This is a genomic window from Alteromonas sp. 5NS40-0096, from assembly GCF_057544385.1.
In genome coordinates this window covers 325,004-337,362 of record NZ_BAAJLQ010000002.1, presented here as the reverse complement: position 1 = coordinate 337,362, position 12,359 = coordinate 325,004, and the positions used below count along the sequence as shown (strand labels likewise).

Here is a 12,359-nt window from a genome sequence, read left to right as displayed (position 1 = left end):
GCGTTTAAAAGTGGCTGAGAAAAGTTAATTCAAAACAGTGTTGGAATGAGTAGACCGATGCAAAGGATGACGGCGAACCAGCCGAGTAATAACGCGACTGTCCCTTTGGTCAAAACGCTCTCTCCACCGTTGTCGGTGAGTTGCTCGGCAACTTTTACCTCGCGTTTGAAAACAAACATCGAGCAATACGTTGTCGCTACAGCTACGGCAAATCCAATCAAGTTCCACCAGAACCAGAAGATATTGACGTCGAACAACCACAAACACATGTTGACCAACACACCACTGAGAAGACCAATATTGACGTGAATTGCTGCCACTCGCTTGTCCATAATCCCCAAGAAGAAGCAGGCGAGAATAGGCCCATAAAACAATGATCCCACCTTGTTGATAGCTTCGATGACAGTCGGAGCAATGCCTCCGGCGAAAGCAGACGTGGCAATTGTCACTGCGCCCCAGAATACTCCAGCATAGCGGGCGTATTTTAAGTACTGTTCATTAGTGAGTGATTTACCAGTCAGCCGGCAGTAATCTTCAACAGATACGGCTGATAGGCTATTAATAGCCGAACTCAGCGATGACATAGCCGCAGCGAGAATCGCGACCAACAATATACCGATAATGCCATTTGGCATATAGTTAACAATAAATATAGGCATCATCCAATCGGGATGGTCAGACGGAATTTGGGTTAGAAAATCGGGGGTTTGTAACGCGAACGTACCTATTACCAAACCGGCTGAGCAATAGAGTAACGTTATCGGGAATCGCAACAAACTCGCTGTCACAATCATTTTTTTCAAATCACTTTGACTGCGTGCAGACAACGACCGCTGTGCTTCAGATTGGTCACAGCCGTAATAAGAAGCGTAGAGTACTAAGCCGCCAAATACCATGGGTAAGAAGCCAAAGCCTTGCCCGTCAAAGCCAGTAGAGGAAAAATCAATTGCACTGAGTCGATTGGGATCGACGGCTTGCTGGAAACTATCCCAACCGCCAATGTGATATAGGCCGAAACCAAGACATAAGGCAGTGCCTGCGACTATGATAACGAGCTGAATGGCATCGCCATACACAACGGCTTTCATACCACCTTGCAGCGAATACACAACGGTAATGACGCCGATAACTAAAATACTCTGCCAAAAAGCGAGGCCGATGGTGCCTTGTAATATAATCGACACTGCGTAAATCATTATACCCGTGGCAAATGAACGGCTAACTTGAAACACCACGCTGAGTAATAAACGAGAAGATCGATCAAATCGACGTTCGAGATAATCATAAACACTGACAACGCCCGAGCGATAAAGCACCGGTAACACCGCCCACAATAGAAACAACATAGCGATCGGTACCGCTAGTTCATACGATAACCACTTCAGGCCGCCATTTTCTCTGAGACCAACGAAAGCTGGAGCGGAAACAAAACTGATAGCTGACAATTGGGTTGCCATGATAGACAGGGATAGTGGCTTCCAACCCAAGCTTCGACCACCGAGGAAATAGTCTTGTTTATCTGACTGGTTCTTGAGAAAAAAGCCCATGCACAACAGGCCAGCCAAATAGGCGATGACTATGATGTAGTCGAGTAAATTCATAGATAGTGATTCCCTTATGCTGCTTAATGAGGGTGTCTTACAACAAACAAAAAGGCAATACCTCCCACACACAAAAGAGGTATTGCCAAACCGACTGTTTTAGAAGTCGTAACGAGCAGTAATGCTGATACGACGCGGTAGGATGGGTCGACCCACGAAGAACTCACCACCAGCAACCTGTGCATTACCTTGGCGCGGAGACCCTTCAGTTACACCGTCACTATCAAACAGGTTCCACACACCAACACCTACGCGCAATGACTGTGAATTGGCAAATTCCCAAGTATATCCCGCGTCAAGCGTTGTGATGTTGTGACTGTCAAGTTCGACGGTATTGGTGTCATTGGCATAGGCGTCACCAAAGTAGCTCACACCAACACGAGCATCCCAAAAACCATCGTCATAGGTAACGGCCAGGTTACCAGTCAAATCTGGCTGACGGCGAGGAGTTCTGCCCACAGCAGCAGCGTTACCGTTTTCTGTGAACTCGGCGTCTTGATAGGTAATGTTACCGTCAATAGTGAATACGTCACTGACACGCCAGCGGCCAATCACTTCCGCACCAAAAGTTTCTGTCGACTGCAGAATAACTTCTTCAACAATATCGCCACTGCCATTATTCACGAAGTCAACCGAGCGTCGATTTTTCAATTGAGCGGTAAAAAGTGAAGCATCGATATACAGATCTTTGGGGAAGTACTTCAAACCAATCGCAGCCAAACGCACGTCTTCGCCCTCGTAACTTTGAGGCTCGCCATTGGCGTTAAACCGAACACTTCGGATTTGTGGGAAGAAGTAGCCAGATGACGCATTGGCGTAGAGGTTTAAGTCATGCTCGTCCATTTTGTAAAGCAATGCACCTGAGAAGGCGACTTCAGTAGTTGCCACTTCACCATAGGTGAATCGACCGTTACCAGTGCGATTACGCTGTAGGTTGGGCGCGAGGCCGGCGTCATTATCTACGATAACCCACTCGTTCCCCTCAGATTTAATACTGCCATCAGCACGTTCAACCCGCATACCCAAATCGATCGCCCATCTATCGTTCTCAAGTTGATCAGTGATGTAAAATGCCGTGCGATTCGATTCTAAATCCCGGTTTGTATAAGACACGCCTGGGCCAGTAATACCATTTCTTGAGTACTGAACCACATTGCCGTCAGTATCCGTAAATGAAAGGTCGACCAAACGGGCACTACCACCATCGCTGAAATCTGCAAGGTAAGAGCTGATGATATTGAAATCTTGCTGCGAAGCTCGCATGACGAAAGTACCGATATTCACGGTATGGTCGAACCCACCAACATCATCGAACGTACCGGTTATGTTGAATTCCGAGCTGAAGAAACTACCATTGCGTTGACGATCCAATAAGCGGTTACCAAACAATAAGTAATTGTCTGGCACGGCTTGGCCGGTTTCAGTGAAGGTATAAGATGGTGTCCCATACAATTCAACTAATGTTTGCCCATCGATACCACGAGCAGGATTACTCGCATAACCATCGAGGGGTTCTGGCGAGTTGGCAATACCATCACCATCCAAGAAAAGGTTGAACTGGTGGTCGTAGTCAGCGCCTTTTAGCTTACCGCTAATTGTCCATTGATCATTTAACTCTTTTAAGAATTCGACAGCGAGTGACCCACCATCGGTTGAAACACCATCGCGAATCGGTGATTCATACTCGCCTCTAGGCGTTTGATAGCGAATATCCGCGGCCGCTACAGATTGTGCAACAAATACAGTGTCACCGTTGTTACCGGTTAATCTTTCTCTTGAGCCCCCATCTAGAGGAAGTGGCAAGAAGAATTGGACTTGGTCATCGATTAACTGCCCGTAAACCGTGATATGGCCGTCATCAAATTCTTTCTTGATATTGCCCCGTAATTGGTAACCTTTTGTCGGTAGTCCCGTGTCAAGAGGGCCTTCATCGTGACGGTAGTAACCAGAAAAGGCGTAGTAGAGTTGATCATCACTCGACAAAGGACCACTGGTGAAGAAATCTGTTCTGACTCGGCCTTCCTCAGCAACCTCTAATTGCACCGTACTCTCGGCGTCGTCTGAACCTGTTTTTGAGATGTAGTTGATGATCCCCGCTACAGACCCTGGACCGAACAAGTTGGACGCACCGCCGCCAACAAATTCCACTCTCTCGATACCAATATCAGGACGGTAGTAAACGTCTTGAGCGGAAGACGTCATGCCAGACTGAAAAGCAGGCATCCCGTCGTAATTCAGCGGTGTAAACTGAAACTGACCACCCGATGGCAGGCCGCGAACAAAGGCGTTCGTCGCAACTTCACCGCCGCCACCTTCCACTTTTATCCCTGGCACGGTCAAAAGGATGTTAGCTTGGCTCGAAAAACCGCGTCTGGCGATCGCCTCTTCATCGATTAAGGTGGTCTTGGCTGGCGTGTCCGCTTCGGCACGAGCAACGCTCGTACCTGTCACAATAATTTGTTCGTAATCTTTTTCTTCATTTTGCGTTTCTTGAGCCATCAAAGGAGAGCTACAGGTCAATGCAACGGCTATGGCAACGCTTAATTTATGTATCTTCATTCTACGTCTCTTCTGCTTTGTCTTTGTTTTAGTGGAGATAAACAACCATCTCAAGCTTTTCAATCCAGGCGTGTAGAAAAGCAACAATGCAGTTATAAAACACTTACAAATATTTTACAACCCATTTTGGGTATTATTTATTTACGATTATCCTAATGCATTCAGAAAAATGTTCAAAATTTCGCAAATTCACGGTAAGTTTACTTGATATTAACACCCACATTGGGTATTAATGTGCCGCGTATTCGAGATGTCATTGGAGTAACGATGATCGACAACACTTTTTTGCCAGACTTTTTACATCGACATAAATTACCTGCCAGCTATGTCGATACCGTTCAACAGTGGTTTATCCCACTCGCTGAACAAATTCGACTGAAGCATGTCATGTCAGAGGGCACCTTCTTTGTCGGTATTAATGGCTGCCAAGGCTCGGGGAAATCAACACTGGTTGATTTCTTGAGCGAGTACCTAGCGAAGAAAGAGGGGCTGACTGTAGCGGTATTGTCATTGGATGATTTCTATTATTCTGCCGATCACCGCGCCACACTCTCGACTCACATTCACCCGCTGCTAAAAACAAGAGGCGTACCGGGTACACATGACACGCAACTAATCCAACGCACACTACATCGGTTGGCCCATACACGAGATAAGGTAAGTCTTCCTCGTTTTAACAAAGCGACTGATGACCCTTTCCCCGAAGATCGTTGGCCACGCATTCAAGCACCTGTGGATGTCGTGCTGTTCGAGGGATGGTGTTGGGGTGTTACCAGTGAATCGGATGCCGCCTTGGCGTCGCCAATGAATCAATTTGAACTGGAAAATGACAGACAAGGTGTATGGCGAAAATACGTCAACACCAAGTTGAAAAACGAGTACGAGCCTCTGTACTCGTTAATGCAGCATTGGGTAATGTTGCGCGCTCCTTCCTTTAATCAAGTCTACAAATGGCGTTGGGAACAAGAACAAAAGCTGGCTGAAAACGCCAAACACGGCGCCAACAGTAAAGTCATGACACAGAACCAAATTTTCGACTTTATTCAACATTTTCAAAGACTGACGGAGCGCGCATTACATGACTTGCCGAGCCGCTGTGACAGTTTTTACCAACTTAATAACCTAAGACAAATCGTGCCGGACCATCCGTCGTCACTCGCCTAACCCCTATTTGCCTGAGCTATTGCCGAGAGTAATTTTATATGTACCAATCAGTAAGCCAAATTCACCAAAAGCTACAACAACAACTGGCTGTCATCTATGAAGATGTCGCATTAGAACAAAGCTACGCGGATATCGCATCACAACTGATAGAAGCTATGCGTGTAGATAGTGAATTCGCAGCACCCGCGCCCTTTCAGAACAACTGGACTGAGCAAGACATCTTTGCCATTACCTATGGTGATAGCGTTATGCAAGAAGGCCAAAAACCGTTGGCCACACTAGACCACTTTCTGGATGAATATTTTGGCGATACGTTGACCGGAGTCCACATTCTCCCTTTCTTTCCGTTCAGTTCTGACGATGGATTTTCTGTTATTGACTATTCTTCGGTAAACGAATCCTTAGGGGATTGGCAGCATATTGAATCGATTGCATCAAAGCGCAAGCTCATGTCAGATTTAGTGGTTAACCATTGCTCGAGCCGCAGTTTATGGTTTCAAAATTTTGTCAAAGGCCAAGGCACGGGTCACGATTTCTTCTTTACTGAAGATCCCCAAAGTGATCTCAGCGAGGTAGTTCGCCCTCGCACCTCTCCACTACTGAGAGAAACGGAAACTGCCAATGGCACACAACACGTATGGTGCACATTCAGCCACGATCAGGTCGATTTCGATTTCAGGAACCCCAAAGTGTTACTCGCGTTTAGCCAAATCATCCGCCAATACTTAGATGCGGGAATCACAGTATTCAGAATGGACGCCGTCGCGTTTCTTTGGAAAATAGCCGGATCATCGAGCATCAATTTGCCACAAACTCACGAAATCATTCGATTGTTCAGAACACTGATAGAACATGTTGAGCCCGAAGCTGTCATTATCACCGAAACCAACATTCCCAACACCCAGAACCTGACGTATTTCGGTAATGCCAATGAGGCTCACTGTATTTACAACTTTTCGTTGCCGCCGTTGTTGGTCAATACATTGATCACTGGAAACTGCCTCTACCTCAAGCGCTGGCTGATGAGCATGCCGCCAGCACAAAACGGCACCACCTACTTCAACTTTATTGCCTCACATGATGGCATTGGCTTGCGCCCTGTTGAAGGACTACTACAAGAACAAGAAGTCAACTTACTAGTGGATACCATGCAACAATTCGGTGGTCGCATTTCATGGCGTAGCGGAGAAAATGGTAAGCAAAAACCTTATGAAATGAACATTTCACTGTTTGATGCTTTACAAGGCACAACGCAAGGCCCTGATAAATGGAGTATAGAGCGTTTCGTTTGCGCCCATACAGTCATGTTGGGCATGGAGGGTATTCCGGGTATCTACATTCATAGCTTAGTGGGGACCCACAACGATTATGAAAAAGTGAAGCACACCCAGCACAATCGCTCAATCAACCGACATCGTTGGGACTATGAATCACTTACCAGTGAACTGGCAGACACCAGCTCACATCATCACAAAGTCCATAGCGAGCTGACGCGACTGATCGATATTCGCAAGGCACAGCCGGCTTTCCACCCCAATGCCACCCAATTCATTTTACATCTGGGATTGCAACTGTTTGGCTATTGGCGACAAAGTTTAGACCGCAAACAGTCTATCTTCTGCGTCTCCAACATTTCAGATAAACCACAAACTTTGCCGCTCAGTGAATTGAATTTAGTATTGACCGACACTTGGACAGACTTGCTGTCGCAAACACAATACAGTGACCTACAAGCAGACGTTACACTCCAGCCCTACCAAAGCATTTGGCTGAGCAACTAAACGTTTGTGATTATGTGATGAAATGCCTAAAGGGGATAGCCGCAGCGCCAATCGCAACGGCATCTCCTTTAATCTGACCACCAATCATCACAGGCAGTGGTCGCGGCGATTTTCGGCGATTTTGCGCATAGATGTAGGCAACGTCGAGTAATTTTTTGATCAAGGGATCAGTGATACGGCCACCAATCACAATAGCTTGTGTATCCAATAATGCTGCACAAGCCGACATCACCAGAATCAGAGAGTTCTTACAATAATGGACCCATTCATCGACGCCGGGATCTTCGACATCCACTCGATTTAGCATGTCGATCACAGATTCATACGGTTGGTTATTGCGATCCAGTATTGTCTTTAACAAATTGAGGTTCGGGTGCGGATACACACCAGGAGGAAGGAGCTCAGCAAGTTCTCCGGCATTGCCATTTGCCCCGCGCACTACTTCTCGATTGGCCACAATCCCGCCACCAAATAGTGTAGAAATATAGAGGTAAGCGAAATCAGTATACACTCGTCCAGCGCCTGCCACCCCCTCTCCACCGGCTGCTGCGGTAGCATCGTTTTCAATCCAAACCGGTACCTGAAATGCGTTTTCGAACAATTCAATAATGTCGATATTCATCCAGTGCTCGATGAAATACGGGTAGTTCATTTGGGTTTCTTCTTGAACAAAATACCCCGCAATACCAACCCCACATCCCAAAATCCGTGTTAGGTCTAGCTCGGTTTCTCGCTTCATTTGGTCGTAGAATGATTGCAACGTTGCCATTACATGTTCTACATCCAACGCATCCGGAGTTTGAGAATAGGTATGGCGCGTCTTGCCCTCTAAATCAATCAGGGTAAGCGTAATGTATTCGGGCGTAACCGCGATCCCCAAGCCATAAGCGAAGTCAGGGTTCATAAACAAATCGACGCCCGGCTTACCTCTCCCTCCAGTAGGCGCTCGTTCTTTGCAGAGCAGTACTTGGCTATCGATGAGGTCTTTGATGATTCGCGAAGCAGATTGTTGAGCGATTTGTGTTTGGTCTACGATTTCTCGTTGAGAGATACCTGGATGCCAAAAAACTTTACTCGTGATTTGCCTTGCCGGAGCACTGAACAACTCTTGATTGCGACTGAGCGCAAATGTTTCCGACATTAACTGAAAACTGCTAGATGATAAAATAACGAAAATCCCTGATATCTATCTTTAACGTGATTGGCAAAACCAAACCGAAGACTTATGCAATCTTGTATTTTTCTAATATAAACCTTTTTGCCGTCTAGAATCCAGCCTAGGGTATTAGCTCACTTTGATATTTTACCTTACGTCATTTCTCTTAAGGTACCTTCGAAAATCTTTCGCGCCGCTTCGACTACCACATCAATGGGTTGCTGATAATGGCTTTTCACCCACACCATCGCCGCGTGGGTCACTGCCCCTACCAAGGCCGCGCCAATAATCTGTTTTTCGGCCGGGTCGATAACAATAGCTTCGTTCTCTTCTAGGTAGCTCATCAGCAATACCGCGAAGTCCGCGCTTTTTCGGTTATAGGTAGCATCGACTTTGGTACTGATGCCCAATACTTCACTATGGGTAATCTTAGCAAATTTGGGGTCCTGCATTGCCTCAAAAAAGCATAGCAAACCGTCTTTTACATTGATTTGACTTTGCTCCTTTGCATTGAGCAATACTTGTTGTAAACGATCGCGAAATCCAGTCATTAAACTTTCATAACACGCTATCAACAAGTCCTCCATCGACTCGAAAGATTCGTAAAAATAACGGTTGGTAAGACCCGATGCCGATACCAATCTGCGCATCGTTGTGGCGTTGTATCCAATCGTACCGAATAACTCGATACCGGCCTGGACAAAGCATTCTCGGCGTTTTGCGACTCTCTCTGATAGTGAAATACCCGAGTAGGTACGCTCATTAGGTTTAGGTTGTGACGTTTTTTTCGTGCTCATGCGTAAATAATACTCATTGACTCAGTCGTTGTCACAACTTACATTAAAGTGACAACAAGCGTTATCACATAAAGGTAACCACATGACAGAAGCGACAATCAACACAAAAACAGTAGACGTACTGATAATTGGTGCGGGTATATCGGGTATTGGTGCGGCTTGCCACTTAACCATGAAATGTCCCCAGTTAAGTTTCACCATTATCGAGGCTCGAGAAGACTTAGGTGGTACATGGGACTTATTTAAGTATCCCGGCATACGCTCTGATTCGGACCTGTTCACTTTTGGCTACGATTTTAAACCTTGGAAAGAAGACAAGGCCATTGCCGACGGGCCCTCTATCAAGCGTTATATCGAAGAGACTGCAAATGAATATGGGGTGAAAGAACACATCCAGTTTGGCCATAAAGTGAAGTCTCTTAACTGGGTAAGTCGAGAACAACGCTGGCATATTTGTGTGCAACCCCAAACAAAGAGCGCACCGTTTGTCGTCAAAGCAAAGTGGATATTTAATGCGTCGGGTTATTATCGGTATGATCAAGGCTATGCGCCCACATTCCCTAATCAATCTTTGTTTACGGGAACAATAGTGCACCCACAACATTGGCCAGAGGATTTAGATTACCGCGATAAACGAGTCGTGGTGATTGGAAGCGGCGCGACTGCCGTAACCCTAGTACCGGCAATGGCGGATAGCACTGCTCATATTACCATGTTACAGCGCACGCCCTCATACGTTTTACCTGTACCAGATACCGCGGTGCTTGCTAATAAACTCAAGCCTATATTGGGCGAATCTCTCACGTTTAAACTCACTCGACGCTTTAATATCGCCAAACAGCGATGGGTGTATCAGTTTTGTCAAAAACACCCTGACAGAGCGAGAAAACTCATTCGTTGGTTGAACAAAAAAGTACTGCCCGAAGGCTACCCCGTGGATAAACATTTCAACCCACCGTACAACCCGTGGGAACAACGTTTATGCGCAGTACCGGGAGGGGATTTGTTCAAGGTGATTAGTGAAGGAAAAGCAAGCGTCGCTACCGATACGATCAAAGCGTTCACTCAAACGGGGATCGAATTAGACAGTGGTGAACACATTGAAGCGGATATCATAGTGACGGCAACAGGCTTAAACCTCAATCCGCTGGGTGGGCTCACACCTCACATAGACGATGTGCCCGTTAATCTGCCTGACTGCGTAACCTACAAAGGTATGCTGCTAAGTGGTGTACCGAATCTAGCCATTGCTGTGGGATATACATCCTCATCTTGGACATTAAAAATTGGCCTGTTGTGCGAGCATTTTACCCGCTTGCTCAACCATATGGACAAACACCACTATGGCGTTTGTACACCCGAGGCTGACGCTGCTCTGTCCACGCAACCGTTACTCAACTTCGGTGCGGGCTACATCCAGCGATCGCTAGACACCTTACCCAAGCAAGCTGATGCGTTTCCGTGGTCTATGTCATGGAATTATGGTGAAGACGTAAAAATATTTAGAAAGGGAAAAATCGACGACCCCGCGTTGCGTTTCGACCCCAGCTCAAGTCCCGAAAAGGAGCAAGTATGTTAGTTAATCATCAAGAGCAATTTGTCACCCTGCCCAACGATGTGCAGCTTTGCTACTCGACTCACGGCGATCCCGCTCACCAGACCATCGTACTGATTGCGGGGTTGGGATTACAGATGGTCTACTGGCCTGCAGCGCTAGTCGACAGGCTTGTGGCTGACGGTTTCCATGTTGTGTGTTTTGACAATCGCGACGCCGGCCGCTCTTCTCGCGCGACAACGCCGCACCCCGACAAATTTCAACAAATCATGCGGAAGGCTCCTGAAGGAGCTTACTGCCTGACGGATATGGCAGAAGATACCGCGTTGTTACTAGAGCATCTCAACGTTAAACAGGCACATATTGTCGGTATGTCTATGGGGGGCATGATAGCGCAAACGCTCGCCATTCATCACCCCGATAAAGTTGCCAGTCTCACCTCAATTTTTTCCACCACAGGCAAGCGTAATGTGGGGCAGCCGTCACTAAGTACAATATGGCGAATCATGCGGGCTAAAGCACCTCGAACAGAGCAAGATGCGGTAAATAACTACAGTGACATGATGCGACATATCGGCGACCCAACTCGCCCGAACGCCCAAGACGCTTGGCGTAAATATTCGTCGCTTGCTTGGGTGCGAAATGGCCAAAAAGCTGACCCCAAAGCCGTATTCCGGCAGATTGGTGCCATCATCAAATCGGGCAATCGCACAAGAAACTTAAATCAGTTAACGATCCCAAGTTTGGTTATTCACGGCGACAAAGATCCCATGGTGCATCCGTCAGGGGGTAAGGCCACTGCCGAGGCTATTCCTAACGCGACATACCATGTACTGGAAGGAATGCGCCATCAAATCGATGAGCATCAATCACATCGCCTCGCTCAACTGATTCTGACACACGCCAATAGTACGCAGGGAAGCTAACATGGAACTAAAAGGTCAAACTGCGGTGCTAACGGGAGCGGCGAGTGGAATTGGTCAAGCCTTGGCTATTCAACTTGGGGCCCAAGGGTGCCATTTAGCTTTGGTAGACCGCAATATCGAGGGGTTGGAAAAAACCCAACGATTGATTACAAGGCCGGATATCAGGATCTCTTGTCATGCCCTCGATTTGGCAAACCGAGAACAAACGCTTTTACTAGCGGATGAGGTAATGTCTCACCATTCGCAAGTTCACATGCTGATCAATAACGCTGGCGTTGCCCTAGGAGGAAGCTTTGAACAAACCGCACCAACCGATTTCGATTGGCTAATGCGAATCAACTTTGAGGCACTGGTTGATTTAACACGGCAGTTCCTTCCCCTTCTAAAGCGCCACAATCAGCCGGCCAAAATCGTCAACATTTCAAGCCTGTATGGCTTGATTTCGCCGCCCGGCCAATCGGCGTATAGCGCCAGTAAATTTGCGGTGAGAGGATTCAGTAATGCGTTGCGACACGAGCTGAACCAAACCAATGTGGGTGTGCTAGTGGTGCATCCGGGAGGCATTGCCACGGCCATAGCCCGCAACGCCAAAATCGCCGATGGCATTCCCAGTGAGGAAGTGTCTCAAAGGCAAGCCGAAGCCAAAAAGCTTCTCAAAATGCCGCCCAGTCAGGCGGCGACATACATTATCGATGCGTTGCATCGCGACAAAGCACGCCTACTTATTGGCTCTGATGCCAAATTACTGGGTTTTATCGAAAGACTTTTTCCCGTTCGCTACTGGCCGATCGTGGAAAAGCTCATGAATTTGAGTAAATAG

General features: G+C 47.1%; 9 protein-coding genes. 5 read left to right on the top strand and 4 right to left on the bottom strand.

Annotation, left to right across the window (positions count from 1 at the left end):
* Nucleotides 1–29: 29 nt before the first annotated feature.
* Together AC27G9_RS07400 and AC27G9_RS07395 are read right to left on the bottom strand one after the other, a co-directional pair.
* On the bottom strand, nucleotides 30–1,601 hold the full coding sequence (locus tag AC27G9_RS07400) for a sodium:solute symporter family protein (protein WP_487072626.1): 1,572 nt from the start codon (nucleotides 1,599–1,601) through the stop codon (nucleotides 30–32).
* Nucleotides 1,602–1,700: 99 nt separating this feature from the next.
* Nucleotides 1,701–4,160, bottom strand: a complete 2,460-nt coding sequence (locus AC27G9_RS07395) for a TonB-dependent receptor (RefSeq protein ID WP_487072624.1) — start codon at nucleotides 4,158–4,160, stop codon at nucleotides 1,701–1,703.
* 204 nt (nucleotides 4,161–4,364) lie between these two features.
* On the opposite strand from AC27G9_RS07395, the gene AC27G9_RS07390 reads away from it, so the two are divergent.
* A complete protein-coding gene (locus tag AC27G9_RS07390; RefSeq protein ID WP_487072622.1) occupies nucleotides 4,365–5,324 on the top strand; it encodes a kinase in 960 nt (319 codons plus the stop codon).
* 38 nt (nucleotides 5,325–5,362) lie between these two features.
* Nucleotides 5,363–7,105, top strand: a complete 1,743-nt coding sequence (locus tag AC27G9_RS07385; RefSeq protein ID WP_487072620.1) for a sugar phosphorylase — start codon at nucleotides 5,363–5,365, stop codon at nucleotides 7,103–7,105.
* Nucleotides 7,106–7,115: 10 nt separating this feature from the next.
* Here the strand turns inward: AC27G9_RS07385 and AC27G9_RS07380 are convergent, their stop codons facing one another.
* Nucleotides 7,116–8,246, bottom strand: coding sequence for an ROK family transcriptional regulator (locus AC27G9_RS07380; RefSeq protein ID WP_487072618.1), 1,131 nt, complete (start codon nucleotides 8,244–8,246; stop codon nucleotides 7,116–7,118).
* A gap of 167 nt (nucleotides 8,247–8,413) precedes the next feature.
* Nucleotides 8,414–9,058, bottom strand: a complete 645-nt coding sequence (locus AC27G9_RS07375; protein WP_487072616.1) for a TetR/AcrR family transcriptional regulator — start codon at nucleotides 9,056–9,058, stop codon at nucleotides 8,414–8,416.
* Between the two features lie 82 nt (nucleotides 9,059–9,140).
* On the opposite strand from AC27G9_RS07375, the gene AC27G9_RS07370 reads away from it, so the two are divergent.
* From AC27G9_RS07370 to AC27G9_RS07360, 3 genes are read left to right on the top strand one after another with little or no spacing between them, the layout of a single operon-like run.
* Nucleotides 9,141–10,637: a flavin-containing monooxygenase gene (locus tag AC27G9_RS07370; RefSeq protein ID WP_487072614.1), complete on the top strand. Its 1,497-nt coding sequence runs from the start codon at nucleotides 9,141–9,143 to the stop codon at nucleotides 10,635–10,637.
* Nucleotides 10,631–11,539, top strand: a complete 909-nt coding sequence (locus tag AC27G9_RS07365; protein ID WP_487072612.1) for an alpha/beta fold hydrolase — start codon at nucleotides 10,631–10,633, stop codon at nucleotides 11,537–11,539. Before AC27G9_RS07370 ends, AC27G9_RS07365 begins: the two co-directional genes overlap by 7 nt.
* 1 nt (nucleotide 11,540) lies before the next feature.
* Nucleotides 11,541–12,359, top strand: a complete 819-nt coding sequence (locus AC27G9_RS07360) for an SDR family NAD(P)-dependent oxidoreductase (RefSeq protein ID WP_487072610.1) — start codon at nucleotides 11,541–11,543, stop codon at nucleotides 12,357–12,359.

Coding starts and splice junctions, on each gene's coding strand:
- AC27G9_RS07400 (WP_487072626.1), bottom strand. CDS start 1,601: ATGAATTTACTCGACTACATCATAGTCATCGCCTATTTGGCTGGCCTG.
- AC27G9_RS07395 (WP_487072624.1), bottom strand. CDS start 4,160: ATGAAGATACATAAATTAAGCGTTGCCATAGCCGTTGCATTGACCTGT.
- AC27G9_RS07385 (WP_487072620.1), top strand. CDS start 5,363: ATGTACCAATCAGTAAGCCAAATTCACCAAAAGCTACAACAACAACTG.
- AC27G9_RS07380 (WP_487072618.1), bottom strand. CDS start 8,246: ATGTCGGAAACATTTGCGCTCAGTCGCAATCAAGAGTTGTTCAGTGCT.
- AC27G9_RS07375 (WP_487072616.1), bottom strand. CDS start 9,058: ATGAGCACGAAAAAAACGTCACAACCTAAACCTAATGAGCGTACCTAC.
- AC27G9_RS07370 (WP_487072614.1), top strand. CDS start 9,141: ATGACAGAAGCGACAATCAACACAAAAACAGTAGACGTACTGATAATT.
- AC27G9_RS07365 (WP_487072612.1), top strand. CDS start 10,631: ATGTTAGTTAATCATCAAGAGCAATTTGTCACCCTGCCCAACGATGTG.
- AC27G9_RS07360 (WP_487072610.1), top strand. CDS start 11,541: ATGGAACTAAAAGGTCAAACTGCGGTGCTAACGGGAGCGGCGAGTGGA.